At 69.7% G+C, this 26,297-nt stretch carries 19 protein-coding genes; 7 read left to right on the forward strand and 12 right to left on the reverse strand.

The window, feature by feature from the left end; genetic code table 11:
- Positions 1–25: 25 nt before the first annotated feature.
- The 6 genes from CDN99_RS22110 to CDN99_RS22135 form a co-directional block, all read right to left on the reverse strand.
- Positions 26–2,914 carry a M16 family metallopeptidase gene (locus CDN99_RS22110; protein ID WP_088387082.1) on the reverse strand — a complete coding sequence of 963 codons (2,889 nt, stop codon included), beginning with the start codon at positions 2,912–2,914 and terminating at the stop codon, positions 26–28.
- An 82-nt stretch (positions 2,915–2,996) separates the two neighbouring features.
- Complete coding sequence (locus CDN99_RS22115) at positions 2,997–3,902, reverse strand: GNAT family N-acetyltransferase (RefSeq protein ID WP_088387083.1); 906 nt, start codon at positions 3,900–3,902, stop codon at positions 2,997–2,999.
- A gap of 27 nt (positions 3,903–3,929) precedes the next feature.
- Entirely contained in the window at positions 3,930–4,910 is a 981-nt protein-coding gene (locus CDN99_RS22120) for an AEC family transporter (RefSeq protein ID WP_088387084.1), read from the reverse strand.
- Positions 4,911–5,052: 142 nt separating this feature from the next.
- The gene (locus tag CDN99_RS22125; RefSeq protein WP_088387085.1) at positions 5,053–6,882 is read right to left on the reverse strand and encodes an ATP-binding protein; all 1,830 of its coding nucleotides are present in this window, start codon (positions 6,880–6,882) and stop codon (positions 5,053–5,055) included.
- A 125-nt stretch (positions 6,883–7,007) separates the two neighbouring features.
- Positions 7,008–7,985: a pyridoxamine 5'-phosphate oxidase family protein gene (locus tag CDN99_RS22130; RefSeq protein ID WP_088387086.1), complete on the reverse strand. Its 978-nt coding sequence runs from the start codon at positions 7,983–7,985 to the stop codon at positions 7,008–7,010.
- Between the two features lie 48 nt (positions 7,986–8,033).
- Positions 8,034–8,648: a glutathione S-transferase family protein gene (locus tag CDN99_RS22135; RefSeq protein WP_088387087.1), complete on the reverse strand. Its 615-nt coding sequence runs from the start codon at positions 8,646–8,648 to the stop codon at positions 8,034–8,036.
- A 134-nt stretch (positions 8,649–8,782) separates the two neighbouring features.
- Between CDN99_RS22135 and CDN99_RS22140 the strand changes: the two genes are divergently transcribed.
- On the forward strand, positions 8,783–9,691 hold the full coding sequence (locus CDN99_RS22140; protein WP_088387088.1) for a LysR family transcriptional regulator: 909 nt from the start codon (positions 8,783–8,785) through the stop codon (positions 9,689–9,691).
- Positions 9,692–10,313: 622 nt separating this feature from the next.
- On the opposite strand, the gene CDN99_RS22145 is transcribed toward CDN99_RS22140, so the two are convergent.
- On the reverse strand, positions 10,314–12,941 hold the full coding sequence (locus CDN99_RS22145) for a DNA topoisomerase III (RefSeq protein ID WP_088387089.1): 2,628 nt from the start codon (positions 12,939–12,941) through the stop codon (positions 10,314–10,316).
- Positions 12,942–13,063: 122 nt separating this feature from the next.
- On the opposite strand from CDN99_RS22145, the gene CDN99_RS22150 reads away from it, so the two are divergent.
- The 3 genes from CDN99_RS22150 (at position 13,064) to CDN99_RS22160 (ending at position 15,440) form a co-directional block, all read left to right on the forward strand.
- A complete protein-coding gene (locus CDN99_RS22150) occupies positions 13,064–13,642 on the forward strand; it encodes an SET domain-containing protein (protein WP_088387090.1) in 579 nt (192 codons plus the stop codon).
- A gap of 178 nt (positions 13,643–13,820) precedes the next feature.
- Positions 13,821–14,687 (forward strand): biotin--[acetyl-CoA-carboxylase] ligase, encoded by an 867-nt coding sequence (locus tag CDN99_RS22155; protein ID WP_088387091.1) that lies wholly within the window; start codon positions 13,821–13,823, stop codon positions 14,685–14,687.
- Between the two features lie 6 nt (positions 14,688–14,693).
- Positions 14,694–15,440, forward strand: coding sequence for a hypothetical protein (locus tag CDN99_RS22160; protein WP_088387092.1), 747 nt, complete (start codon positions 14,694–14,696; stop codon positions 15,438–15,440).
- A gap of 312 nt (positions 15,441–15,752) precedes the next feature.
- Here CDN99_RS22160 and CDN99_RS22165 read toward each other — a convergent pair whose 3' ends face one another.
- From CDN99_RS22165 to tkt, 5 genes are all read right to left on the reverse strand, one after another.
- Positions 15,753–17,564 (reverse strand): S8 family peptidase, encoded by a 1,812-nt coding sequence (locus tag CDN99_RS22165; RefSeq protein ID WP_169727056.1) that lies wholly within the window; start codon positions 17,562–17,564, stop codon positions 15,753–15,755.
- Between the two features lie 303 nt (positions 17,565–17,867).
- Complete coding sequence (gene gap / locus CDN99_RS22170) at positions 17,868–18,866, reverse strand: type I glyceraldehyde-3-phosphate dehydrogenase (RefSeq protein ID WP_088387093.1); 999 nt, start codon at positions 18,864–18,866, stop codon at positions 17,868–17,870.
- A 207-nt stretch (positions 18,867–19,073) separates the two neighbouring features.
- Positions 19,074–20,105: a hypothetical protein gene (locus CDN99_RS22175; protein ID WP_088387094.1), complete on the reverse strand. Its 1,032-nt coding sequence runs from the start codon at positions 20,103–20,105 to the stop codon at positions 19,074–19,076.
- Between the two features lie 200 nt (positions 20,106–20,305).
- The gene (locus CDN99_RS22180; protein ID WP_141100923.1) at positions 20,306–21,361 is read right to left on the reverse strand and encodes a hypothetical protein; all 1,056 of its coding nucleotides are present in this window, start codon (positions 21,359–21,361) and stop codon (positions 20,306–20,308) included.
- A gap of 130 nt (positions 21,362–21,491) precedes the next feature.
- Positions 21,492–23,561 carry a transketolase gene (gene tkt / locus CDN99_RS22185; RefSeq protein ID WP_088387096.1) on the reverse strand — a complete coding sequence of 690 codons (2,070 nt, stop codon included), beginning with the start codon at positions 23,559–23,561 and terminating at the stop codon, positions 21,492–21,494.
- A gap of 93 nt (positions 23,562–23,654) precedes the next feature.
- Here tkt and murU point away from each other — a divergent pair, with 93 nt between their 5' ends.
- The 3 genes from murU (at position 23,655) to CDN99_RS22200 (ending at position 26,284) form a co-directional block, all read left to right on the forward strand.
- Positions 23,655–24,344 (forward strand): N-acetylmuramate alpha-1-phosphate uridylyltransferase MurU, encoded by a 690-nt coding sequence (gene murU, locus CDN99_RS22190; RefSeq protein ID WP_088387097.1) that lies wholly within the window; start codon positions 23,655–23,657, stop codon positions 24,342–24,344.
- A gap of 135 nt (positions 24,345–24,479) precedes the next feature.
- A complete protein-coding gene (locus CDN99_RS22195; RefSeq protein WP_088387193.1) occupies positions 24,480–24,848 on the forward strand; it encodes a VOC family protein in 369 nt (122 codons plus the stop codon).
- Positions 24,849–25,102: 254 nt separating this feature from the next.
- Positions 25,103–26,284, forward strand: a complete 1,182-nt coding sequence (locus CDN99_RS22200) for an ATPase (RefSeq protein ID WP_088387098.1) — start codon at positions 25,103–25,105, stop codon at positions 26,282–26,284.
- Positions 26,285–26,297 lie beyond the last annotated feature (13 nt).

Consider the following 26,297-nt stretch of genomic DNA (forward strand, 5'->3'; position numbering starts at 1 on the left):
GGCCCGTCTCGACCGTCGAAGCCCCTTACGGCTTGGCGGCCGATGCCGGCGAGGCCGGCGCGGTCGCATTGACCAGCGCGCCTTGCGGATCGCGGATCTCCAGCGGCTGGCGGCCGAGCGCCTCCAGCTGCGGCTGCACCTTGGCCTTGTCGCCCACCGCCACCACGACCAGCGAGGCCGGGTCGACGTAGGTGCGCGTGGCCTTGTACGCGCTGCCGGCGGTCACCGCGCCGTACTTGCGCGGCAGCGAGGTGATGCTGTCGGCCGGCTGGCCGATCGCCCATTCGCTGGCGTAGGTGGAGGCGATGACGCGGTTGGTGTCGAACAGCCCCGGCAGCGCCAGCAGCTGCGCGTTGCGGACGCGGTTCAGCTCGGCCGCGCCCATCGGCTTGGCGCGCATGCCGTCGATCTCCTTGAACATGTCGACCAGCGAGGCGCCCGTCACGTCCGTGCGCACGCTGCCGCGGATGCCGAACATGCCGCTGTCGCGGTTCATCGTGTAGCCGGAGTAGATGCCGTAGGTATAGCCCTTGACCTCGCGCAACTGCGTGTTGATGCGCGACGTGAAGAGGCCGCCCAGCGCCGCGTTCTGGACCTTGATGTCGGCGGCGTCGGCGACGCCGGCCTTCGGGCCGGCGCCGACCACGGCCAGCGCCGTCTGCGGCGCGCCCGGCTTGTCCACCAGCACGACGCGCGCGGCGCCCGGCTTGGGCGGCTCGGCGTTGAGCGCCGGGGCAGCGGTCTTCGGCCGCTCCCAGCCGCCGAACAGCTTGTCGGCCAGCGACTTCAGCTCGTCCGCGGAGATGTCCCCGGCGACCACCAGCGCGGCCTGGTCCGGCCGGTAGTGGGTGGACCAGAACTGGCGCAGCGCGGCGGCGTCCGTGGCCTTGATGGCCGCCTCGTCGCCCAGGCCGGCCTGGGCCAGCGGATGGCCCTCGCCATAGATCACGCGGTTGGCGACGATCGCCGCCACGGCGGGCGGCTGCTCGCGCTGCTGCGACAGCGCGCCCAGGCGCTGATTGCGCACGCGCGCGATCTCGGCGTCGGCGAACGCCGGGTGCTGCGCCACGTCGGCCAGCAACGCCAGCGTCTGCGCGAAGTTGCGCTTCAAGCTGCTGGCCTCGATGCGGGCCTCGTCACGCGCCGAGCCGGTGGTGAGCGTCGCGCCCAGCGCGGCGGCCTCGTCGGCGATCTGCTGCGCGGTGCGGCTCTGCGTGCCTTGTTGCAGCATGCCGGCGGTGAAGCTCGACAGGCCGGGCTTGCCCGCCGGATTGGCGGTCTGGCCGGCGCGCACCACCAGGCTGGCGCTGACCAGCGGCAGGCCCGGATTGGGCACGTGGATGACGGTCAGGCCGTTGGCCAGCGTCAGGCGCTTGCCGTCGGGCAGCGCCAGCGGCTGGGCCTTGCCGCCCTTGGGCTGCGTCTTGCGCCACGCGACGTCGGCGTTCAGCGATTCGCGCTCGTTCGTCGCGGCCTTGGCGGGGATCGGCGGCGTCGGCACCTCGGCCGCCAGCTTCTGCTCGCCGGGCGTGGCCAGCACGACGACACGCGCGTTCTTCTTCAACTGCCGCGCGACGGCGTCGCGGACCTGGTCGGCGGTGACGGCCTGGTAGCGGGCCAGGTCCTTGCCGATGAAGTTGGGATCGCCGGCCTGCTGGTTGTAGTAATTGATCTGGTCGGCCAGACCCTGCACCTTCTCCAGGCGCGACAGCGTGCCGGTCTCGATGGTGGCGCGGGCGCGGGCCATCTCGTCGGGGGTGGGCGGGTTCTGCGACAGGTTGGCGACTTCGTCGTCGACCAGCTTCTCGATCTCGGCCAGCGACTTGCCGGGACGGGCCACGACCTCGATCGAGAACACCGAGCCCAGCGACAGCGAGTACTGCTGCACCGCCACCGACTGCGCCAGCTGCTTGTCGTAGACCAGCGTCTTGTAGAGGCGGCTGGACTTGCCGCCGCCCAGCACGTGCGAGGCGATGTCCAGCTCCGCGTCGCCCGGCTGGAACACCGCCGGCGTGTGCCAGGCGATGTCCAGGCGCGACAGCTCGATGCGGTCGGTGACCTCGACGCGTTTTTCCTCCGTCAGCCGAGGCTGCGCGACGTTGACCGGCGGCACCGGGTCGCCGGCCTTGAGCGTGCCGAAGTACTTCTCCACCAGCTTCCTGGCCTGCGCCGGATCGAAATCACCGGCCAGCACCAGCGTGGCGTTGTTGGGGCGGTAGTAGCTGCGCGCGAAGGCCTTCACGTCGGCCAGCTTGATCGACTGGATGTCCTCGTGCGAGCCGATCACGGTGGCGCGGTAGGGGTGGCCTTCCGGATACAGGGCCTGGAACATCGCTTCCTCGACGATGCCGTAGGGCCGGTTCTCGACCGACTGGCGGCGCTCGTTGCGCACCACGTCCTGCTGGTTGGCCAGCGAGACCGAATCGATCTCGTCGATCATGTAGCCCAGCATGTCGGACTTGAGCCACAGGCCCAATTCGAGCTGGTTGGACGGCAGCGTGAAGAAGTAGTTGGTGCGGTCGAAGTCGGTCGAGCCGTTGGAGTCGGTGCCGCCGGCGGCGTCGATGATCTTGTCGGCCTGGCCGCGCGGGATGTGGCGCGTGCCGGCGAACATCAAGTGCTCGAACAGATGCGCGAAGCCGGTCTGGCCCTTGGCCTCGTTGCGCGGGCCGGCGTGCACCCACATGTTGAAGGCCACCAGCGGCAGGCGGTGGTCCTCGACCAGGATGACCTCGAAGCCGTTGGCCAGCTTCACCTTCTCCAGCTTGACGCTGAGCGTGCCGCCGACGGTGGAGACGGCGCTCGTGCCCGCCGCGGCCGGCGCGGCCAGCGTGTCGGGGGCGAGGCTGGCGCCGCCCAGGGCGATCAGGACGGCGAGGGTGATGGCGGCGGGTGCCGCGGGCTTGAATCGCATGGTGGGACGCTTCCCTTGAATGTTGGTGCGGGGCACCCTACAGAAAGCGGGCGCCCCCCACAAGTGCCACAAGTGCCGCTGGTCAGAGCCGGCGGATCATCCATTGCTGGTGCAGCGGCTGCGCCACGGCGCCCAGCGCGCGCAGCGCGGCGCCGCCCATGTCGTCGCGTTGCAACTGCGGCACGCGCAGCCGCCGGCCCGGGTGGACGGCCGCCAGCGCCCGCAGCAGCGCGCGCGCATCGGCGTCCTCGGGCGCCACCAGGCTGTGGATCATGACGGTCTCGTCGGGCAGGGCGAAGACGACCTGCGCCCGGGCCTCGCCGGCGATGCTCTCGCGGTTGCCGGCGATCTGCCAGGCGCGGTAGTCCTGGCCGTGCCGCAGCGTGGCCGCGGTGACCTGCAGCGGCAGGTCGGGGTAGCGTTGCTCGGCCGCGTCCAGCCAGGCCAGCGCGCGCGGCATGTCCACCGCGCGCGGGGCGGCGGGCGGCGCGTCGGCCGGGGCCAGGGTGCCCGGCTCGGCGAGGTAGCCGAAGAGCTCGTGCACCTTCGCGAAGCCGCGGCCCTCGTACAGGCGCCGGGCGCGGTCGTTCTGCACGAAGACCTCCAGCTCCACCGCCTCCTGGCCGGCCGCCGCCGCGCGGGCGATGACGTCGTCCAGCAGCGCCGGCGCCGCGCCGCTGCCGCGTGCCTGGGGCGTGGCGGCCATGGTCGCGAGGCGCCAGCGATTCGACAGCGGGCGCCGCGCCACCAGCGCGAAGGCCAGCGGCGCGCCGGCGGCGTCGCGCGCGACGCGCGACAGGTCCAGCGCCACGCCCTGGCGGGCCAGGAACATCGGCCACTGCTCGAGCGGTACCTGGAACGGCCCGATCAGGTAGTCCGCGAACGCGCGCACGAACGTGTCGTGCAGGACCTCGGGCGCGACCTCGTCGCCGCGGACGATGTCCAGGCCGGGAGGGGGTGTCGAAGAGCCATTGATCGATGCTTGCATGCGTGCCTCACTGGGTGTCGTTGGTTTTTACTGGAACTGCCCGAGCCACGCCGGCACCGCCAGCCACAAGGGCGCGGTGACGGCGAACAGGAGGGTCGCGAGCACCACCGCGCCGGAGGCCTCGGCCTCCAGGGTGCGGTAGCGCTGCGCGAACATCATCGCGTTGGAGCCCGGCGGCAACGCCGCCATCATGACGATCACCGCCAACGGCATGCCCGACAGTCCGAAGCCCCAGTGTGCGACCACCAGGACCAGCGCGGGCAACATCAGCAGCTTCAGCGCGATCAGGCCGAGCAGGGCGCGCCAGGCGCCGGTCGGCAGGCCGTAGTACGACAGCGACATGCCGATCAGCACCAGGCACAGCGGCACGACGGCGCTGCCCAGCATCTGCAGTACCTCGTCGAGCACCGCCGGCAGCGGGATCCCGGTTCCGTGCCAGGCGAAGCCGCACAGCACCGGCAGCACCACCGGGTGGATGACGGTGTTGCGCATCGTCGTGAGCACGGTGCGGCCGAGGCTGGCGCCGCGCTTCGTGTGGCGGGCCAGGTCCATCTCGACCAGCACGGTGGCCAGGCTGAGCAGCGTCAGCGCGTGCAGGCTTAGCACGGTGATGTGCACCGCCAGGCCGCTCTCGCCGAAGACGCCGGCCACCAGCGGCACGCCGATCTGCAGCGTGTTGCCGAAGCTGGCGGTGATGCTGCGCACGGCGGGCGCGGCCGGGCTGTCCGGGTGACGGCGGCGCTCCCACAGGTAGACACCGACCAGCATCAGCATCACCGGCACGAAGAACGCCGCCACCGTCAGCCACGGCAGCGTCGACAGCTCCACCCGCGCGGTGGTGCGGAACATCAGCGCCGGGACGAAGAGATAGAAGGCGAGGTTGGAGAGCACGCGCGCCGGGTCGTTCTCGCCGCCGGCCTTGCCCAGCCAGCGCATGTGCCCGACGAACCAACCCATGGCGGCGGCGATGAAGATCGCCAGCAGCTTGTAGAACAGGACGGCTGTCATAGGCGAGGCAGTATGCCTGCGACCTCGGCGGGTCCGCGCGGCGAGCGTGCCCGCCAGCATCGCCGGCGCCGCTTGTGCCGCGCGCCGATCGGCCCGGGGACGCCCGGCGGCCATGCCGCCCCGCGTCGCGGGGCGCGCGGGATCAGGAGGCCAGCGGCAGTTCGAGCGAGAAGCTGAAGCGGCTGCCTTCGTCGGGCGAGGTCTCGACGCCGATCTCGCCGCCCATCAGCCGCACCAGCTGCTGGCTGATGGCCAGGCCCAGTCCGGTGCCGCCGACGCGGCGCGACAGGTCCGCCACCTGCTCGAAGGGCTGGAACAGGCGCTGGACCTGCTCCTGCGCCATGCCGATGCCGGTGTCCGAGACCGTGAAGCGCAGCACCAGGCTGCTGGGGCCTTGCGCGACGACGTCGACGCTCAGGCCGGCGCGCCCGTGGTCGGTGAACTTGACCGCGTTGGAGAGCAGGTTCAGCAACACCTGCCGCAGCCGCTGCCCGTCGGCGCGTACGCGCGTCGGCAGTTGCGGATCGAAATGCACGTCGAAGGCCAGGCCCTTCTCGGCCGCGCGCGGACGCATCGACTCGCTGCAGATCTCCAGCAGCGCGCGCAGGTCCAGCGGGCTCAGCTGCAGCGTCAGCTTGCCGGCCTCGATGCTGGCCACGTCCAGCAGGTCGGTGATCAGCACCAGCAGATGCTCGCCCGATTCGCGCATCAGCCGGATGCGCGTCTGCTGCGCGTCGGTGAGCGTCGGGTCCATCTGCAGCAACTGGGCGAAGCCGAGGATCGCGTTCAGCGGCGTGCGGAACTCGTGGCTCATCGTCGCCAGGAAGCGGCTTTTGGCCTGGTTCGCGGCCTCGGCGCGCTGTTTGGCCTGCGACAGCTCCACGGTGCGTTCGGTGACCAGGTCCTCCAGGTGGTCGCGATGCTGGGTCAGCTCCTGCTCGGCCAGCCGGCGCAGCGTGATGTCGCTGACCAGGCCCTCGATGCGGGGCGCGCCGTCCAGCGCCAGGTGCAGGCTCAGTTCCACCCACAGGTCGCGGCCGTCGCGCGTGGTGACCAGCAGCGGCACCTGCTGCAGCAGCCGGTGGCGCTCCAGCGCGCGGGCCAGGCGGCGGTACTCGGCCTGCTCGATGCGCACCATGCGGCGCAGGCTCACGCCCTGCGCGTCCTCGGGCCGCGGCAGGCCCAGCATCTGCGCCAGCGCCTTGTTGACGCGCAGCAGCCGGCCGTGGCCGTCGGCCTGGAAGATGCCCTCGGCGGCGTTCTCGAACAGGCTGCGGTAACGCTGCTCGCTGCTGCGCAGGCCTTCGGCGAAGTCGTGCAGCCTGGTGCTCATCGCGTTGAGCTGCTCGGTCAGGTCGCCGATCTCGTCGGCATGCTCGGGCTCGATGTGGGCGCCCAGGTCACCGCTGGCCACGCGTTGCGCCAGGCCGCGCAGGCGCGACACCGGGCGCTCCACCAGGCGCCGCACCAGCACGTAGCTGGTCAGCGCGATCGCCAGCAGCACCGTCGCCAGCAGGCTGGCGACGAGGCGTCGCGTCTCGCCGAGCGTCTGGTCGATGTAGGCGCGGGTGTAGACCAGCGTCGCGCGGCCGAGCGCGCCGGCCGGGCCCTGGGCGCCGGCGCGATGGCTGAGCTCGAACTCCAGCGTCAGCGGCCGCACCGGCGGTGTCTCGCGGCTGCGCCGCAGCGTGTCCAGCCCGGGCGCGGCGAGCGTGATCGACTGGACCTCCGGGTCCGCCATCACCGCGTCCAGCAGCTCCGACAGCGCGGCGCTGTCCAGGTTCCAGACCGGCTCGGCGAAGCCGCGCGCGACCAGCTGCGCCATGCGCTGCTGGCGCTCGGTCAGCGCCTCGTTGAGTTCCTGCTCGTGGCGGTCGACCCAGTACAGGCCGATCAAACCCACCAGCAACGTCGCGCTGAGACTGAGCGCGGCCACCAGCCGCGTCTGGATGCTCAGCGTCGATCGGCCCATGACCGCATGCCCTCTCCTGATGTTTGCGGTCGAGTGTCGCAAAAATGCGGCGCTCCCCGACCCGAAGCGGGCAGGGGCGCCCCCAGGATTTCACGGGTTGCGAAGCGACGCGATCAGGCGCGTGCTCAGGCGCGCGCGTCCGCGGGCAGGAACTGCGGCGCCGGTCGCGCCTCGTTCCAGCGCCAGGGCAGGGCGCCCGGGCGACGCAGGCCCGCGGTGACGCGCAGGCGCAGTTCGCGCTCGTCGCCGTGCCAGAGGAGCTGCGCCTCGGCAGCCAGGTGCAGCAGCTCGCCGCTCGCGTAGTCCGCGACCAGCAGCCCGGCGCGGGGATGTCGGAGCAGGTTGCCCAGCGTCATGAAGAAGCGGTTGCCGGGGAAGTCGGGCACGCGCAGCTCGATGCCGCCGTCGAGCCGTCGATGCGCCCGGACGAAACCGGGCGGGCCGCCCCGATGCGACACGTCCACGCCGTCGGATCGGCCCATGCCCGGCGCCGGCGCGGAGGCGCTGGCGATGAACAGCGTGTCGGCCGCCTCGATCAGCGCCAGCGCCGCGTCGTCGAGCGTCGCGCCCAGCGGCCGGGCGACGGCGGGCGGCGCCGCGATCCAGTCGACCGGATCGCGGGCCTGGATGTACTTCGGGCAGTTGCCGAAGCTCTGGACGACATCGACCGCCAGGCCCTCGTCCGAGATCGACCGCAGCCGCCCGTTCATCCGGTTGCGTCGCCGCGTGTGCGGCTCCAGGCCGAGCAGTCCCACCGGCGCGCCCGCGCCGTGGCGGCGCAACGCGGCCAGCGCCGGGTCCTGGCCGTCGAGCGTCGCGGCGGCCGACAGCGTGCGCGCGTCGGGGGTGCGCACGAAGCCGGGGGCGCCGGCCAGCATCGTCGCCCAGGGCTGGCCGTCGGCGTCGAGCGCGCCGAGCAGCAGCGTCGGCAGCTTCTCGAACAGCTCGCGATGCTGGTCGGGCATGTGGTCGCGAACGACCTGCGGCCCGATTTCCGCCATGCGCTCGCGCAGGCCGAGCCTGGCCTGCAAGGCTTGCTCGCCGTCGTGCCAGGTCGCGCGTGGATCGGCGGTGTCACCGACGGCGTGGGGGTGGGTGTCCATGGGTTTCTCCAACTCGCCGGGGTGGGCGAGGGCGAGCGTTGGCACGGGTCAGAACGAGCTGGGCAGCGGCTTGAAACCGGGCAACGCCTCGATGTGCGCGAGCCAGTCGCGCAGCCGCGGATAGTCGTCCAGCGGGATGCCGCCCAGCGGCGCCTGCGCGGTGTAGCCGTAGTACGCCAGGTCGGCCAGCGTCGGCCGGTCGGCGACGAGGAAGGCGGTGCGGGCCAGTGCCGCCTCGATCAGCGCGAACAGCCGGTGCCCCGACGCCTGCCAGGCGGGGTCCACCGGCTGGCCGGTCAGCGCCTTGTAGCGCGCCGACGCCGCGGCACCGAGCAGGCTCACCGACAGGCCGAACCAGCGCTGCTGCCGGGCCGCCTCGACTGGATCGCGCGGCAGCCAGGCGGAGTCCGGCGCATACCGCGTCGCGAGATAGACCAGGATCGCGCAGCTCTCCTGCAGCACCAGGTCGCCGTCCTCCAGCACCGGCACCTGGCCGAGCGGGTTCAGCGCGAGGTACGCGGGCTGGCGGTTGTCGCCGCGCTTCAGGTCGAGGTCGACCGTGGTGTAGGGCAGGTCGAGCATGGACAGCAGCAGCTCGACCCGGTGGCAATGGCCGGAGGCGGGGACGCGATGCAGGCGCAGCGGGGTGGACGGACGGGACATTCGGGGGCTCCTTGTGGCGGGCTTCCCTCGGGAAGCGATGCGAGCCTGTACCGTATCTGTTGCACCCGACGACGGGAATGGCGATCGGTTGTCATTCAGAATTGCAGTCGTCGAAACAATTCAGCGAGCACCCCATGGATCACCTCGAACGCCTGCGCTGTTTCGTGGCGGTCGCCGACACGCAAAGCTTCGCCGGGGCGGCGCGACGGCTGGGGTGCTCGGCGCCGGCCGCCACGCGCGCGATCGCGACGCTGGAGCAGCGGCTGGGCGTGCAGCTCTTTCAGCGCAGCACGCGGTCGGTGCGCGCCACCGAGGCGGGCGAGCGTTTCCTGGTCGACTGCCGGCGTGTCCTGACCGACCTGGATGCGTCGGAGGCGGCCCTGCGCGGCGTCGAGGGCGAGCCGCGCGGCACCTTGTCCATGACCGCGCCGTCGATGTTCGGGCGGCTGCATGTGGCGCCGCTGGCCAATGAATTCCTGATCCGGCACGCGCGGGTGCGCCTGCGCATGCTGCTGGTGGATCGGGTGGTTTCGCTGCTGGACGAGGCGCAGGACGTGGCGGTGCGGATCGCCCACCTGCCGGATTCAGGACTGGTGGCGATCCCGGTCGGCCACATGCGGCGCGTCGTCGTCGGGGCGCCGGACTACCTCGACCGGGTCGAGCAACTCGTCGAGCCGAGGGACCTGCCACGGCATCGCACGATCGCCACCCACTTCGACCGGCAGGGCATGAGGCCCTGGCGCTTCCGCGACGGCCCGGTGCCGCTCGAGCCGACCCTGCTGGTGAACGACACCGGCGCCGCCGTGGCGGCGGCCGTGGCCGGGGTAGGGCTGGCCCGCTGTCTCGTCTACCAGGCGGCGGAAGCGCTTGCGCGGGGGCAACTGCGCATCGTGCTGGCCGAGCATGAATTGCCCGCCGTGCCGGTGCACCTGGTCCACGCCGCGGGCCGGCGTGTCCCCGCGCCACTGCGCCTGTTGCTGGATCACATGACCGACGGCCTGCGCGCGCAGCCGGTGCTCGCCGGGGACGCGTTCGGCGCCTGAGCGCGCGGCGGACGACGGCATGGCACGGGCGGCTTCCAGCTCCTCGATCGCGAGGCGGATGGTCTCCAACGCCTGAGGCAGCGCCGACACCTCCGGGACGATGTCGAAGGCGGTCAGCGCATCCAGAAAACATCGCGAAGCCCAATCGTCCGCGGGAGGGTGGTGCATGAGCGCCCGGCCGATCAGGCCAAGCCGTTCCCGTTCGCTCAATGCGCTGGCCACCTCGATGGGTCGGTTCGCATGGATGAGCGCCAGCAGGCAGGCGCCTTGGCGCTTGAGCAGCACGGCGGCGTGCAACACCGTCGGATGGCCGCAGGCGCCGGGACGCAGGAGCCATGCCTCGCAGCACGTCCGCATCGTCTCCATCCGTTTCAACGGCTTGGCCAAGGCGGCACGCAGCACCGGGCTGACGATCTGCGCGGCCATGCTGCGCAGGATGGCGAGGTCGAGCACACCGTCCGACACATCGGCGCGCGGGTCCGCGGCGCGGGGCGCGGGCGCTGGGGGTTCGCTGTCGTCGATGCCGAAGCCGGCCAGCGGGAACGGGGAGGTCGGGAAACGAAAGGACATGGCGGGCGCGGACCGAGCGGAGGAAGGCCGCTCAGTCGCGCCGCGCCGCCGATCAGGACTTGGCCGTCGCCTTCTTCGCCGCGGCCTTCTTCGCGGGCGGCTTGCCGCCGGTCTTGGCGGCGCGGGGCTCGAACTCGAACACCACCTTGCCTTCCTTCTTGTCGTAGGTCAGGAAGGCCTTGAACTTGCGGCGGGTCTTGTTGGAGACGAAGTTCTCCAGCAGGTCCGTCTTGCCGCTCGCCAGCAGCTTGGCCATCTGCGCGGGCTCGATCGGCTGCTGCAGGATGATCTTGCCGCTCTTGAAGTCGCAGGTGACGTTGGCGCCGACGGCGTGCTCGCAGACGTAGTTGCTGCCGAAGTCGAACACGCGGCCGTTGCACTTGGGGCAATGGCCCAGCGAGTCCTGGCCGGAGAAGTCCACCGGCTCGCCGTTCTCCTCGGCCTTCTTCGCGTCCTCGCCGAAGTCGAACTCCAGCTTCCAGTTGTCGATCTCGGCGTCGAAGACCAGCGCCAGCTCGGCGGTGAACGGCCAGCCGGCCTTGGAGCGGAAGCCCTCCAGCGGGCCGATCTTCTTGTCGCGCAGGAAGGCCTCGACTTCATGCAGCTCGAAGCTGCGGCCGCCCGGGATCTTGGGGATGGAGAAGCCGCACTCGTCGCCCTGGCCGGTCTTGCCGGTGCAGGTGAAGCGGCGGTAGTTCTCCTTCACCACGCCGCCGCACTTCGGGCAGGGCGTCTTGAGCGTGGCGTAGTCGCCGGGGATGGTGTCGCGGTCGTACTCCTTGGCCTTCTGCACGACGCGTTCGGTCATCGCGGCGATCTCGGCCATGAAGGCCTCGCGCTTGAGGCGGCCCTTCTCCATCTCGGACAGCTGGTACTCCCAGTTGCCGGTCAGCTCGGGCTTGGTCAGTTCCTCGACGCCCAGGCCGCGCAGCAGCGTCATCAGCTGGAAGGCCTTGGCGGTGGGGATCAGCTCGCGGCCCTCGCGCAGCATGTACTTCTCGGCCAGCAGGCCTTCGATGATGGCGGCGCGCGTGGCCGGCGTGCCCAGGCCCTTCTCGCCCATGGCCTCGCGCAGCTCGTCGTCGTCGACCAGCTTGCCGGCGCCTTCCATCGCGGACAGCAGCGTCGCTTCGGTGTAGCGGGCCGGCGGCTTGGTCTGCAGCGCCTTGACGTCGGCGCCCTCGGTGCGCACGACCTCGCCCGGTCCGACCGGCACCAGCATCGCGCCGCTGGTGCCCGGCTCGGCGTTCTCGTCGGTCGCCTCCTTGCCGTAGACGGCCTGCCAGCCCGGCTTGACCAGCACCTTGCCGTTGGTCTGGAAGCTGTAGGACTTGTCGGCCGTCTTGACGGTCGAGATGCGGGTGGTGACCTGGAACTCGGCGGCCGGGAAGAACACGGCCAGGAAGCGCTTGACGACCATGTCGTAGAGCTTGGCCTCGGCCTCGGTCAGGCTGCGCGGCGCCTGCAGCGTCGGGATGATGGCGAAGTGATCCGACACCTTGCTGTTGTCGAAGACCTTCTTGGTCGGCTTGATGTAGCCGCTGTCCAGCGCCGTGCGGGCATGCGGGGCCAGCGCCTGCAGCGGGCCGGGCAGGTCCTCGCTGGCGATCATCTCGGCGGTCTGCTTCGCCACGCCCAGGTAGTCCTCGGGCAGGTAGCGCGAGTCGGTCCGGGGGTAGGTCAGCACCTTGTGCTTTTCATACAGCGCCTGCGCCAGGCCCAGCGTCGTCTTGGCCGAGAAGCCGAAGCGCGAGTTGGCCTCGCGCTGCAGCGTCGTCAGGTCGTACAGGCCGGGGCTGGCCTGGGTGCTGGGCTTGGATTCTTCCGTGACCGTGGCGGGCTGGGTCAGCACCGCGGCGGCGATCGCGTCGGCCTCGGCCTGCGTCCAGACGCGGTCGGCGCGCTTCTCGGGGTCGTCGCTCTTCTTCCACGCGGGGTCGAACCACTTGCCCTCGTACTGGCCGGCGACGGCGTCGAAGGTGCCGCGGATTTCCCAGTAATCGCGGTAGACGTGCTTGCGGATCTTTTCCTCGCGCTCGACGACGATGGACAGCGTCGGCGTCTGCACGCGGCCGACGGTGGTCAGGAAGAAACCGCCGTCGCGGGAGTTGAACGCGGTCATCGCGCGCGTGCCGTTGATGCCCACCAGCCAGTCGGCCTCCGAGCGGCACCGCGCGGCGTCGGCCAGCGGCAGCATCTGCTGGTCGGTGCGCAGCCGCTCGAAGCCGTCGCGGATCGCTTGCGGCGTCATCGACTGCAGCCACAGCCGGCTGACCGGCTTGTTGACGGCGGTCTTGGCGCTGCCGGCGTACTGGACGATCAGGCGGAAGATCAGTTCACCCTCGCGGCCCGCGTCGCAGGCGTTGATCAGCGACGTGACGTCCTTGCGCTTGATCAGCTTGACCAGCGCGTTCAGGCGGCCCTTGCTCTTGTCGATCGGATTGAGGTCGAAGTGGGGCGGGATGACGGGCAGGTGGGCGAAGCTCCACTTGCCGCGCTTGACGTCGAACTCCTCGGGCGCCTTGATCTCGACCAGATGGCCGACGGCGGAGCTGACGACGTACTCGTCGTTCTCGAAATATTCGTCGTGCTTCTCGAACTTGCCCGACAGCGGAGTCAGCGCCTTGACGATGTCTTGCGCCACCGACGGCTTCTCCGCGATCACCAATGCCTTGCTCATGCGCTTGCTTCTTTCGTTATGGCTCAGGACGTTCAGAACCCCCCGAACGCCTGCCTACAATCCGGCCTCGCGCGCACATACACGCGCGCGCACCCATGAATTCAATGTACCGGACTCGCTCCATGCCGCAACAAAGCCCCGCTTCGAGTGCCACCGCCCCGCAGGACAAGCCCGTCAAGGCCCGCAAGGCCAGGACCGGCGGCCGCGCCGCGCCGCGGGACGACGCGGCGGCGGCCGGCAAGTCCGGCTCCCGCGCGGCGCGGATCGAGGTGCGGGCCTCCGGCGTGCATGGTCGCGGTGTCTACGCGTTGGTGTCGCTGAAGGCCGGTGAAAAGGTCATCGAATACAAGGGCGAACGGATCGAGTGGGACGAGGCGCTGCGGCGCCACCCGCACGACCCGGCCCAGCCGGACCATACCTTCTTCTTCCACCTCGAGAACGGCGACAACGTCATCGACGCCGCCGTCGGGGGCAACAAGGCGCGCTGGATCAACCATGCCTGCGCCCCGAACTGCGAGGCCCGCGAGTCCAAGGGCCGCGTCTTCATCCATGCCCTGACGGACATCTCCCCGGGCGAGGAACTGTTCTACGACTACGGCCTGGTGGTCGACGAGCGATACACGGCCAAGGTGAAGAAGCGCTTCGAGTGCCGCTGCGGCAGCCCGGGTTGCCGCGGCACGATGCTGTCGCCCAAGCGCTGAGCGCGTCGACCGGGCGGCTGGCCGGCGCGGTCGGTATCGACCCACCCTGGAAGATCCTACAGGCACCGATTCGGGGTGGCAGGGGGTTGCCGGGGCGCTTCTCCCTCTAGACTCGGGACTCACCACCGGGCAAGCCCGGGAAGACCAAGACGGATCGCAAGATCACAGACTCGCGGCGATGCAAGAACATCAGAACTGGGGCGCTGAAGCCCTGTGGCTAGAGCTGGAACCGCTGCTGCCGGGCCTCAGCATCGAGGTACTGGCGCGGGCGGAGTCCACCAACGCGACGCTCGTCGAGCGCGTGCGGCGTGACGAGCACGCCACCGCGGCCGGCCGCGGCGGCGGTCGCGCGGGCGATGACCGCCCGTATGGTCGTCGTCTGCACGACCTGCACCCCTGCCTGCTGATCGCCGAACACCAGACCCACGGTCGCGGCCGCCAGGGGCGCAGCTGGCACAGCACGGCGGGCGCGTCGCTGACGTTCTCGCTGTCGCTGCCGCTGGAGGTCACGGACTGGTCGGGCCTGTCGCTGGTCGTCGGCGTGGCCATCGCCGAAGCGCTGGACCCCGACGGTCGTCGCCTTCAACTGAAGTGGCCGAACGACCTGTGGCTCGACGACCGCAAGCTCGGCGGCATCCTGATCGAGACCGTGCCGGCGGGCTCCTCGCGCATGGCGGTGGTGGGTGTGGGCCTGAATATCTCCGACCGCGCGAAGGTCGCGGACTCGCAGCTCAACACCGGCTTCGCCTGCCTGCAGGAACTGGTCGCCGACATCACGCCGCCGCAGGCGCTGGCCCGGTTGGCGCCGGCATTGGTGAAGGCGCTGGCGAGCTTCCCCGGCGACGGTTTCGGCGCCTGGCGCGAGCGCTTCGAGGCGCGCGACCTGCTGCGCGGCCAGCCGATCACGGCCGGCACGCTCGAAGGCATCGCCGCCGGCGTCAACGACCGCGGTGAACTGCTGATCGACACCCCCCACGGTCGCCAGACCGTCAGCGGCGGCGAGGTCAGCGTGCGCCTGGGCAGCGCCTCGACGGGCCAGGGGTAAGCGCCGATGCTGCGTGCCGCGGTCATCCTGCTGTTCGTCGCCAACGTGCTGGTATTCGCGTGGAATCGCGGCTGGATCGCCGCGGCGGCTCCGCAGGCGCCGCGGCTGGAGCAGCAGCTCCACCCCGAGCGGCTCGCGCTGCTGAATCAGAAGGCGGTCACGCAGTTGGCCACGCTGTCCTGCGTCGAGCTCGGACCGTTGACGGGCGAGGAGCCGGCGCGGCGGGCCGCGGCGGCGCTGACGGCGGCGGGCATTGCGTCGTCGTCCTGGCAGATGGAGTCGACCGAAGGTGCCGGCGTGTGGGCGCTGGCCACGATCAAGATGCCCAGCAAGGATTTCCGCGAGCGCAAGGAAGACACCTACCGCAGCGCGAAGATCAGCTTCGAGCCGCTGCAGGGCTTCCCGGATGAGCAGCCGACGCTGGTGCTGAGCAAGCATGACAGCGAGGCGGCGGCGCAGGCCGCGCTCGACGCGATGACGCGGCGCAACTACAAGGGCCTGCGCGTGCTGCGCCTGCAGGCACCGCAGTCGCAGGCGGTCTTCAAGCTGACGCGGGTGGATGGCTTGCAGCTCGGCAAGCTCGACGCGATCGCCAATCCACCCTGGGGTGCGGCCCGCAAGAGCTGCGAAGTGGACGCGGCATCGAATGGCGCCTCGTCGTCGTCGGCCAGCGCTGCCTCGCCTTCGGCGGCCTCGACGGCCGTTGGCGCGGGAAGCGCCGCGAGCCGCGCGGGAATCTCATCCAGCCGCTAAGTGCCTCGTGCCAGGACGCTGCTCTGGAGGCAGCGAAAGGCGGGGGGCGGCTGACGATTTTGGGACTTATGAGGAAGCCGCCCCCCGCCTTTCGCTGACGGGCTCAGTACGCCGTCTGTCGCACGTTGCGAGACCGCCCCCTGCCGGGCAAGGCGCGTTGGCCGCGAGGGCATGGGGCCGTTGCCTGCGCAAAAAACCATGCCCTCCCGTCCCCGATCACCGAGGTGCTCCGCAGTTTCGGTACCGAGGACTGCAACTGGATGCCTGTCGAGGCAGCGAGGCAGCGAGGCAGCGAGCCTCGGGCCTGGCGCGCTAGCGCCGCGAGATGCTGCGCTTCGGCCACCGCAGCGCGATCGCCGCCAGGGCCAGCGCGGCGAGCCACAGGCCGCTCATCGCGCCACCGCCGCCGGAGCTGGTGGCAGGCGGGGCCGGCGAGGCGGTGGGGGTGGTGGGCGGCGTGGTCGATGTCGGCACCACGGCCTTCACGGCGGCGTTGGCGTCCAGCATGCCGGCGCCGCAGGTGCTGGTCGTGCAGTTGCACTCCTGCTGCGGCGTGGTGCTGTTGCCGGCCACGCATTGCGCGACACCGGCGGCCGCCGCCGGGAACGCGCGAGCCGTCGACATCAGCGTGCTCCTGATCTGCGCCGGCGTCAGGCTGGCGTTGATCGACAGCATCAGCGCCACCGTGCCGCTGACCAGCGGGGTCGAGAAGCTGGTGCCGACACCGGTGTAGTTGTACGCGTTGTCGGCGGCGACCGGCGTCGTCGTGCCGCTGTTGCTGGTCGAGAGGATCGCGTAGAGGCAGGCGCCGGTCGCGTTGACGCAGTTGCCGCCCGGCGCGCTGATCGACACCTGCGGGCCGAGGTTGGAGAAGCCGACCTTGGTTCCCGCATGGCGCAGCCCCGCGACGCCGATCACGTTGGCGCAGTTGGCCGGCGTGCCGACTCCGATGCCACCGGCCTTGGTCGGATCCGTGTTGTCGACGCCGTTGCCCGCCGCCGCGACGACGGTCACGCCCGCGGTGGTGACGGCGTTGACGGCGCTCTGATAGGTGCTGGAGCAACTGCCGTCGCTGCCCAGGCTCATGTTGATGACCTTGGCCGGGTTGGGGTTGGCCGGCAGGCCCGGCACGGAGAGGCCGGCGGCCCAGCGCATGCCGGCGTCGATGTCCGACTGCCAGCCGCCGCACTTGCCCAGCACCCGCACCGGCAGGATCTTGGCGTTGTACGCGACACCCGCCATGCCCAGGCCGTTGTTGGTCGCCGCCGCGATCAGGCCGGAGACCCGCGTGCCGTGCCAGGAGCTGTTGGCGATGTCGTCCTTGGTGCAACTGGTGCCGAGCCGGCCGCTGTCGATGTCGGCCTGGCTGACCCAGTCGCCGGGGTCGCTCGGATCGCTGTCCGCGCCGTTGCCGTCGTTGGCGGTGGCGATGGCCTCGCTGCTGCTGTTGGAGAAGCCGATCACGTCATAGCCCGGCAGGAACTGCCCGGCCAGGTCGGGATGATCCAGCCGCGCGCCGGTGTCCAGCACGGCGACGACCACGCCCGTGCCGGTGGCCGTGTCCCACGCCGACGGCGCGTTGATGGACGACACGACGGTAGAGTCCGGCGCCTTCAGGTACCACTGGCCCGCGGTCACGCCGCCCGCCGCCGCGGTCGCGTACAGCGGGTCGTTGGGCACCGAGTAATGGCGCCACCAGCGGTCGACCTCCACCGACTCGACTTCCCCGTCGGCGGCCAGGCGGCGCGCCAGCTCGACGGAGCTCATGCCGGTGGCGGTGTAGACGTGGGTCCGCGTGTCCAGGCTGCGGCGGGCGCGCAGCGACATGTCGTGGCGCAAGCCCAGCGTGGTGCCGCGCACCTGGGCGACGTCGGCCGCCTCCGTGGCGGTGGCGCGCGCGGCCAGCGGCCGTGCCTTCACGGTCGACGCCTCCTGCTTGAAGCGCACGATCACGCGGGCGTAGTTCGGCTGTTGATCCGGGTTCAGCGCCGTGGCTGATCCGGCGACGCCGGCCGCCATCGCGGCGGTGGACACGGCAAGCGCCGCCAGCAGGCCGGCCGCGCCAGCGATGAATTTCAAGGGCCGAGAGGGCCGCGAGGACTGCGGCAGGAACAGGGCAGGCATGGACAGCTCCGACGGAACGGGACTAGCCAGTTTAGGTGGGCCTCTGCTAAGAAATTGCTAATGACATGACACATTTACGCCCCTTCACCACCTCCAAAGGTGGGAAGAATCACGCAAATGGCGGGGATGTCGTGGCGGCGGGTGGCTTGTTCAGGGACGGAACGAGCGGCCCGTCGCGGCCGCCGATGGATCCGCCGATGGTTCCGCCAATGGAGCGTCCATCAAAAAGCCCCGCGCGAGGCGGGGCTTCGAGGGGCCGGAGCGCCGTCGGAACGACGCGTCAGGCCGGGGGGAAGGTCTCGATTACTTGGCGATGACCTTGACCATCTCCAGCACCTTGTTCGAGTAGCCCCACTCGTTGTCGTACCAGGACACCAGCTTGACGAAGGTGCCGTCCAGGGCGATGCCGGCGTCGGCGTCGAAGATGGAGGTGCGCGGGTCGCCGCGGAAGTCGGTGGCGACGACCTTGTCCTCGGTGTAGCCCAGCACGCCCTTCAGGGCGCCTTCGCTCTGGGCCTTCATTTCGGCGCAGATTTCGGCGTAGGTGGCGTTGTTGTCGAGCTCGACGGTCAGGTCGACGACCGAGACGTCCGAAGTCGGCACGCGGAAGGACATGCCGGTGAGCTTCTTGTTCAGCTCGGGGATGACCACGCCGACGGCCTTGGCGGCGCCGGTGGAGCTGGGGATGATGTTTTCCAGGATGCCGCGGCCGCCGCGCCAGTCCTTGTTGGACGGGCCGTCGACGGTCTTCTGCGTGGCGGTGGTGGCGTGCACGGTGGTCATCAGGCCGCGCTTGATGCCCCACTTGTCGTTCAGCACCTTGGCCAGCGGGGCCAGGCAGTTGGTGGTGCAGCTGGCATTGGAGATGATGGCCTGGCCGGCGTAGGTCTTGTCGTTGACGCCGTAGACGAACATCGGCGTGTCGTCCTTGGAGGGGGCCGACATGATGACCTTCTTGGCGCCGGCGGCCAGGTGCTTCTCGCCGGTTTCCTTGGTCAGGAACAGGCCGGTGGCCTCGACCACGATGTCGGCGCCGACCTCGTTCCACTTCAGCTCGGCCGGATCCTTGACCTGCGTCAGGCGGATGCGCTGGCCGTTGACGATCAGCGTGTTGCCGTCGACCACCACGTCGCCGTCGAAGCGGCCGTGCACGCTGTCGTACTGCAGCATGTAGGCCAGGTAGTCAGGCTCCAGCAGGTCGTTGATGCCGACGATCTGGATGTCCTTGAAGTTCTTCACGGCGGCGCGGAACACCATGCGGCCGATGCGGCCGAAACCGTTGATACCGATCTTGATGGTCATGAGGAAGGTCTCCTGGAAGTGAAATGAAATCGCGGTGATCGTTCGGGCGCGGCGGCGACCGAGGCCGCGCCGCGCCGGGATGTCCTGATCGGCACCGCCGCGCGGGCCGCCGTGGCGGAGGGCGCGGATCGCCGAAAACCGTCGATTTGAACAGATCGGCGAGGGGATCTGTTTCGAGCGGGTTACCCGGCGACGGGGGCGGGGCTGTCAGCTTCGTGGGGTGTCGGCCGATAGATTCAGCGTGCCGCAGGGCACCTGGACGTCGATCTCCACGCCCGCGGCGCGCTCCCAGGTCGCGTCGTCGAACTCGAATCGCACGACTTCGAGCCAGCGCAGGAACTCGGTGCGGTCGGGGTGGGGCCGGCCCAGTTCCCGAACCCAATTGCCTGTCGCGGGTTGCCAGGGCTGCAGGCGGACCGTGAACGGGCAGGCCATCGAATCGAGATCGAAGTCGGCACCGCGGGTGGTGGCGTCGTCGCGGAGCAGGGCCACGAACTCCCGCAGCGTGAGCGGTCGCGCGAAGGTGAGCTTCTTCTCGCCGTTGGTGAAGATGTACCGGTGATGGAAGCTCACCGGCTCGCCGGTCGTGGGGGCGCAGGGCAGCCGCCACCGTCGGGCCCACGAGAGGTAGTCGGCGAACAGGCCCTTGGGCAGCGAGTTGTGGAGCACCTCGACCTCGGGGGGCGTTTCTCCGCCGGTGAAGGTCATCCGCAGCAGCGCGTTGCCGATCGGGGCCGCGATCGGGCCGGCGGCCCGAGGGTCGAAACGCTTGGGCGGCGTGCGCAGGCATTCCATCATCAGATCGATGGGCAGGTCGCCGCGGATGGCGGTGGGCGTGTTCTGCATGACCTGCCCCTCCGCCCGAGGGGAGAAACGGAAGGTCTGCACCGCCTTGACCGGGGCCTGCCCCGGGGTCATGCAGGGCAGCCGGTAGCTCCGACCGCGTGCCAGCGCGGCATCGACGAGCAACCGCGGCGCCAGTTGCGCCAGCGCCTTCACGGCCGGCTCCCGGTCCGCGGCGGTGAAGGTCAGTTCGACGCGGATCAGGCCGGCATGCTCGATCGCCTGCTGCGGATACGCGAGCGGCGTGTCCGGTTGAACGAGGCATTTGAGCGTTTCCGCGCCGCGATCATCGGCGGCCGCCGAGACCTGGGCCAGCGCGGCGGTGCCGGTCATCAACGCCGCAAAGGGCAGGGCCAGCGCGAGGTGCTTCGCCGCGCGGGTCAACGGATGTGTCATGTTTTGCTCCCTCAGCCCCTGCGTCTCGCCGGACGCATTTCCAGAGCTTGTGATCCTTCCGGCCCATGCCGGAGGCGGGAGTGTCCACGATCCTCTTGCCCCTCGAATCCGGGTTTGCCGGGGAGTTGGTGAGGCGGTGCCTTCTCAGGACGTCGGCCGCGCCGCTGCCGCTTGCCGCGGTGCCGAGCTCGACCGTCCTGTCATTCGTTCGCCGCCAGGTTCAAGCTCCCGCAGGGCACCTGAATCCGGGTCGTCGAACCGAGCAACTGCTCGAAGCGCTCCGGCGTGAGATTCAGTTCCAGCGTGGTGAGCCACTTCAGGAAGGGCTCGCGGCGCGCGTCGTAGGCGTCCGCGGAGGCGACCTGCCGCGCGTCATTGGGCATGGCGGGCCGCCACAGGGTCCAGGTCACGTCGAACGGACAGCCCATCGCATCGAAGTCGAACTTGGCCACCATGTTGCGGATGTCTTTCACGTTCGCGAGGAGGGCTCTCAACGGCAGCGGGTCCGCCAGCGTCTGGCGGACATCGTCCACGGCGTAGCGGAACATTTGCTGGGTCACCGGCGATGCGTCCTCCGCGGTCAGGCAAGGCATCCGGTACGACGAGACATAGGCCTTGAACACCGCCAGCAAGGCGTCGGAGCCGGAGTTGTAGATCACCTCGATGGTCGGAGGAGCGTCCGGCGCGGTGAACTTGAAGAGGAGGACCGTGGTGGCGGTCTTGGTGCCGAAGTCGGGCGGCTGCGCCGCTGGTGGCGTCTCAGGCGTGCGCAGGCAGGCCCACAGCGCTTTCGCGCGCGCCGGATGAGGGGCGGCGGAAGGCGCGACCGCGTGGGATTCCGGGCGCGGCGTCGCGTTGAAGGAGATTTCCTCGATCACTTGCTGCGCGGGCGCGTCAGAGGCCATGCAAGGCAGCCGGTGCTGAGTCACGCGGGCCTTGGCCGCCTGAAGCAGTTGCTGGTTGCCCGCGGCGGTCAGCACCTCCACGTCCGGCGCGCGGTCCGGCCGCGAGAAGGTGAGGGCGAAGCGGAACAGACCGCTTTCTTCCATGCGCCACGACCGGGACGGGTAATACAGCGGCTCCGCGGGGCGTGTCAGGCAGGTGCCCTCGGTCAACGTCCGTTCCAGGATGGGCACCGGAGGCAGCAGATCCACCCGCTCCTGCGCCCGCGCGGCGCCGCTGCCGATCAGCGCCAGCGCAACGGGCATCGCCACCGCCATGCCCTTCAGGGCTCGAGTCAGTCCTGTCGCAATCATGCGTTCCTCCCTCGTTCATGGATTTCTGAGCGCTGTCCGCGCGTGGCATCCAGGCCGCGCGAGCGGACGTGAAAAGAGGTGCGCGAGGCACCTCTTCCGGTCATGCTGGATTTCTCCAGTCGATGCGGGCTCAGCCCTTCAACCGCGCCTTGCCCAGCACCACCTTGACGGTGTCGGCGACGTTCTCCGGCGTGAAGCCGAAGTGCTTGAACAGCACGTTGGCCGGGGCCGATTCGCCGTAGGTGTCCAGGCCGACGACGGCCGACACGCCGTACTTCCACCAGTAGGCCGACACGCCGGCCTCGATGGCGATCCGCGGCAGACCTTCCGGCAGCACGCTCTTCTTGTACTTGGCGTCCTGCCGATCGAACACGCTGGTGCTGGGCATCGACACCACGCGCACCGGGATGCCCGCCACCGCCAGCTGCTGCTGCGCGGCGATGGCCAGTTGCACTTCCGAGCCGGTGGCGATCAGCACCGCCACGGGCTTCTTGAGCTTCTTCTTCAGGCCGATGTCGGCCGGCTCGCTCAGCACGTAGCCGCCCTTGGTGATGTCGTCCACGGCCTGGCCGGACTTGACGGCGTAGTTCAGGTTCTGGCGGCTCAGGGCCAGCACGCTGGGGCGGCTGCCGTTGGCGATGGCCATGGTCCAGGCGACCGCGGTCTCCGCCGTGTCGCCCGGGCGCCAGACGTCCAGGCCGGGGATCAGGCGCAGGCTGGAGACGTGCTCGACCGACTGGTGGGTCGGGCCGTCCTCGCCCAGGCCGATGGAGTCGTGCGTGAAGACGTGGATCACGCGCAGCTTCATCAGCGCGGCCATGCGGATGGCGTTGCGGCTGTAGTCGCTGAAGGTCAGGAAGGTGCCGCCGTAGGGGATGAAGCCGCCATGCAGCGCGACGCCGTTCATGATCGCGGCCATGCCGAACTCGCGCACGCCGTAGTTGATGTGGCGGCCGCCGTTGGAGCTGCCGTCGGCTTCCAGGCGGAAGGCGGGCGTGCTCTTGGTGTTGGTCAGGTTGGAGCCGGTCAGGTCGGCCGAGCCGCCCAGCAGCTCGGGCAGCGCCGCGGTGAAGGCTTCCAGCGCGATCTGGCTGGCCTTGCGCGAGGCCACGGTCTCGGCCTTGTCATGCGCGCCGATGACGGCCTGCGCGGCGACGTCGGCGAAGTTGGGCGGCAGCACGCCGGCCATGCGGCGCGCGAATTCGGCGCCCAGCTCGGGGAACTGCGTCGCGTAGGCGTCGAACTTGTCGTCCCACGCGGACTCGAACGCGGCGCCGGCGGCCTTGGCGTCCCAGTCGGCATAGACCTCGGCGGGCAGCACGAAGGGTTCGTGCGTCCAGCCCAGCGCCTCGCGGGTCAGCTTGATTTCCTCGGTGCCCAGAGGCTCGCCGTGGGCCTTGGAGGTGTTGGCGCGGTTCGGGCTGCCCTTGCCGATGTGGGTCTTGGCGATGACCAGGCTGGGCTTGTCCTTGCTGGTCTTGGCCAGCGCGATGGCGGCGTCGACGGCGTCGACGTCATGGCCGTCGACCGGACCGACGACGTTCCAGCCGTAGGCCTCGAAACGCTTGGCGGTGTCGTCGATGAACCAGGGCGCGACCTGGCCGTCGATGGAGATGCCGTTGTCGTCGTAGATGGCGATCAGCTTGTTCAGCTTCCAGGCGCCGGCCAGCGCGCAGGCCTCGTGGCTGATGCCTTCCATCAGGCAGCCGTCACCCATGAAGACGTAGGTGTGATGGTCGACCAGGGTGTGGCCGTCGCGGTTGAATTCCTTGGCGAGCTGCTTCTCCGCCAGCGCCAGGCCCACGGCGTTGGTGATGCCCTGGCCAAGCGGACCGGTGGTGGTCTCGACACCCGGGGTAATGCCGACCTCGGGGTGGCCGGGGGTCTTGCTGTGCAGCTGGCGGAAGGCCTTGAGCTGCTCGATCGGCAGGTCGTAGCCGGTCAGGTGCAGCAGCGCGTAGATCAGCATCGAGCCGTGGCCGTTGGACAGCACGAAGCGGTCACGGTCGGGCCAGTGCGGGTTGGCCGGGTTGTGGCGCAGGTGGCGCTTCCACAGCGCGACGGCGATGTCGGCCATGCCCATCGGCGCACCCGGGTGGCCGGAGTTGGCTTGCTGGACGGCGTCCATCGCCAGGGCACGGATGGCGTTGGCCATCTGGGTGGTGTTGGGGGTGGCGACGGCAGCGCTGGTCTCGGCCATGGTGGTCTCGGGAGTTGAGGAGCAAACCCCGCATTCTAGGTGTGTGTGCGGGATGGCCCTCTACACTCGCGGTCCCATTTCCAGGACTGATCGATGCGAGCCATGATCCTCGCGGCCGGGCGCGGCGAGCGCATGCGGCCGTTGACCGACCACACGCCCAAGCCGCTGCTGACCGTGCGCGGCAAGCCGCTGATCGAATGGCACATCGAAGCCTTCGCCCGCGCCGGCATCCGGGACATCGTCATCAACACCGCGTGGCTGGCCGAGCAGTTCGAGGCGACGCTGGGCGACGGCGCGCGCTTCGGCGTGCGGCTGCATTACAGCCATGAGGGCGAGCGCTACGGCCAGGCGCTGGAGACCGGCGGCGGCATCGCCACGGCGCTCGACCTGCTGTGCGCGGATGGCGACGACGCCTTTTGGGCGGTGTCGGCGGATATCTTCATTCCCGATTTCGCCTTCGATCCGGCGCGGGCCGCGGTCTTCGCGGCGAGCCCGCTGCTGGCGCATCTGTGGCTGGTGCCCACGCAGCCGCGCCACCCGACGGGCGACTTCGGCATCGACGCCGACGGCTTCGCCACCATCGGCGGCGACCTGCGGGTCTACAGCAACATCGGCCTGTACAAGCGCGCGTTCTTCGACGGCGTCAAGCCGGGCGTGCACGAGCGCATCCGCGTCGCGCTGGACCGCGCGATCCAGGCGCGCGCCGTGACCGTCGACCTGTATGACGGGGCGTGGGCGAATGTGGGGACCGCGGAGCAGTTGGAAGAGATCAACGCCGGATGAGGTCATGTCCGAGAGCGGGCCGTGACCTGGCCGCCCTCATGGGCCGGCGTGCATGCCGTGCCGGACATCGTCATGCTGGAGTCCAAGCGATTTGAGAGACTCTGGCGCCTCGACCACGAAACTTCGGAGAGTCCCATGACCAACCTGCGCGTCACCGAGATCAAGGCCTTCGTCCCCGCCAGGGACTTCGAGCTGTCGAAGCAGTTCTACCGGGATCTCGGCTTCACGATGGCCTCCGATGGCGGCGGCATCGCCTACTTCCATGTCGGCAACTCCAGCTTCCTGCTGCAGGACTTCTGCGACGAAACGCTCCCGGAGAACTTCGCGATGCACCTGCTCGTCGAGGACGTGGATGCGTGGTGGGCGCGGGTGAAGGACAGCGGCGTCGCCGCGAAGTACGGCGTCACGGTCGGGGAGATCGAAACGCAGCCGTGGCGCATGAGGGACTTCTGCTTGATCGATCCGTCCGGCGTGCTGTGGCGGATCGCGCAGAACGTGGATTGAGATCGACGATCGCGATCTCCCATGAGGACCACCCCAGTCAGCAGACGCCATGGGCTGCCCCTGACGGCGCGCTGACAAGACCTGGCACCTCTCCCGCTGAAGAAGGAACTGAGATAGGTCTTTGATCCAGATCAGAGAGCGTGCACGCCGCTGCGCACAGCACGCGTGCTCGTGATTCCAATGGCCGCTCGGCGAGTCCGCGTGGCAATCGGCGATCACGTCCGCCCTTGTTGAATCGATCTGGAGAAGTACCCATGGCAATCTTTCATCGCACCGCACTGGCGCAGGAGCTGGCGACGCACATTCTGGATGTCGATATGGCGCCAGCCAGTTCAGGCCTCTTTCTCGGCGCTCGCCGCCGCACAGGCAAGTCGACGTTTCTGCAGCAAGACCTTTGCCCCGAGCTGAAGCGCCGAGGCGCCATCGTCATCTACACCGACCTGTGGGAAGGGCGCGATCAGGATCCCGGCGACGTGATCATCGAAGCCATTCGTGAAGAGCTCGCGCGACATGATGGCGTGGTGCTGCGCTTCGCGCGCGCCGCCGGCATGGAGCGGCTGCAAATGGGTGGTGTGAGCTTCACCATGGACCGTGTCGGCCTGGGTAGGCAGGTTTCGCTGGCCAAGGCGTTGGCAACGCTCTCGGACGAATGCGGACGCCTGATCGTGCTGATCGTCGACGAAGCGCAACATGCGATCACGACCGAGAAAGGCAGCAACGTCCTGTATGCGCTGAAGGCCGCCCGGGACAAACTGAACATGGGGCCGCACCATGGGCTGCGCATCGTGGCGACCGGCTCGAACCGGGACAAGCTCGCGATGCTTGTCGAGTGGAAGGATCAGGCCTTCTTCTGCGCGCCGATGAAAGAGTTTCCACCGCTGGGCGCGGACTACCTGGATTGGCTTTGCGATCGCGCGCCGGCTTCGGCGGCGCTGACCGTCGAGGGCCTGTCATCGCTTTTCCAGCGCTCGGGCTATCGCCCGGAATGGATGCAGTCGGGGCTGAATGCGCTCGCCGCGTGCTGCGATTGGACTGCGGAGGACGCGATTGCCGTGTTCACCGAGGCCGTCGAGTCCCGGGCACGCTCGCGCATCGACAACCTGCTGGATCTGGTCGGTCTCCTCAGCCCGCTCCAGTCCGCCGTGCTTCGCGTCCTGGCGGCGCAAGGCAGGCACTTCGTGCCCTTCTGGACCCGGACGATGGAGACCTATCGGCTCGTGATCGAGTTGGACGACGGCAATCAGACGACCGAGCCGATCAACCTCCAGACCGTGCAGGACGCCCTGGAAGCACTGAAGGAGAAGGGCTTCCTCTGGCGCTCCGCCTATGGCGTCTATGCCCTGGAGGAATTCGGTATTCGCGAGGCCTTGGAGGAGGGCGGGATGCTGACCGAGTCAACGAGGCGCGTGACGCGGGTGGGGCGACAGGCGGCGTGATCGCGCGACGGAC

Source organism: Roseateles aquatilis (genome assembly GCF_002205645.1).
GTDB classification, from domain to species: domain Bacteria; phylum Pseudomonadota; class Gammaproteobacteria; order Burkholderiales; family Burkholderiaceae_C; genus Roseateles; species Roseateles aquatilis.

Excerpts from the sequence above, each read along its gene's own strand:
- CDN99_RS22110 (WP_088387082.1), bottom strand. The coding sequence starts at position 2,914 with ATGCGATTCAAGCCCGCGGCACCCGCCGCCATCACCCTCGCCGTCCTG.
- CDN99_RS22115 (WP_088387083.1), bottom strand. The coding sequence starts at position 3,902 with ATGCAAGCATCGATCAATGGCTCTTCGACACCCCCTCCCGGCCTGGAC.
- CDN99_RS22120 (WP_088387084.1), bottom strand. The coding sequence starts at position 4,910 with ATGACAGCCGTCCTGTTCTACAAGCTGCTGGCGATCTTCATCGCCGCC.
- CDN99_RS22125 (WP_088387085.1), bottom strand. The coding sequence starts at position 6,882 with ATGGGCCGATCGACGCTGAGCATCCAGACGCGGCTGGTGGCCGCGCTC.
- CDN99_RS22130 (WP_088387086.1), bottom strand. The coding sequence starts at position 7,985 with ATGGACACCCACCCCCACGCCGTCGGTGACACCGCCGATCCACGCGCG.
- CDN99_RS22135 (WP_088387087.1), bottom strand. The coding sequence starts at position 8,648 with ATGTCCCGTCCGTCCACCCCGCTGCGCCTGCATCGCGTCCCCGCCTCC.
- CDN99_RS22140 (WP_088387088.1), top strand. The coding sequence starts at position 8,783 with ATGGATCACCTCGAACGCCTGCGCTGTTTCGTGGCGGTCGCCGACACG.
- CDN99_RS22145 (WP_088387089.1), bottom strand. The coding sequence starts at position 12,941 with ATGAGCAAGGCATTGGTGATCGCGGAGAAGCCGTCGGTGGCGCAAGAC.
- CDN99_RS22150 (WP_088387090.1), top strand. The coding sequence starts at position 13,064 with ATGCCGCAACAAAGCCCCGCTTCGAGTGCCACCGCCCCGCAGGACAAG.
- CDN99_RS22155 (WP_088387091.1), top strand. The coding sequence starts at position 13,821 with ATGCAAGAACATCAGAACTGGGGCGCTGAAGCCCTGTGGCTAGAGCTG.
- CDN99_RS22160 (WP_088387092.1), top strand. The coding sequence starts at position 14,694 with ATGCTGCGTGCCGCGGTCATCCTGCTGTTCGTCGCCAACGTGCTGGTA.
- CDN99_RS22165 (WP_169727056.1), bottom strand. The coding sequence starts at position 17,564 with ATGCCTGCCCTGTTCCTGCCGCAGTCCTCGCGGCCCTCTCGGCCCTTG.
- gap (WP_088387093.1), bottom strand. The coding sequence starts at position 18,866 with ATGACCATCAAGATCGGTATCAACGGTTTCGGCCGCATCGGCCGCATG.
- CDN99_RS22175 (WP_088387094.1), bottom strand. The coding sequence starts at position 20,105 with ATGACACATCCGTTGACCCGCGCGGCGAAGCACCTCGCGCTGGCCCTG.
- CDN99_RS22180 (WP_141100923.1), bottom strand. The coding sequence starts at position 21,361 with ATGATTGCGACAGGACTGACTCGAGCCCTGAAGGGCATGGCGGTGGCG.
- tkt (WP_088387096.1), bottom strand. The coding sequence starts at position 23,561 with ATGGCCGAGACCAGCGCTGCCGTCGCCACCCCCAACACCACCCAGATG.
- murU (WP_088387097.1), top strand. The coding sequence starts at position 23,655 with ATGCGAGCCATGATCCTCGCGGCCGGGCGCGGCGAGCGCATGCGGCCG.
- CDN99_RS22195 (WP_088387193.1), top strand. The coding sequence starts at position 24,480 with ATGACCAACCTGCGCGTCACCGAGATCAAGGCCTTCGTCCCCGCCAGG.
- CDN99_RS22200 (WP_088387098.1), top strand. The coding sequence starts at position 25,103 with ATGGCAATCTTTCATCGCACCGCACTGGCGCAGGAGCTGGCGACGCAC.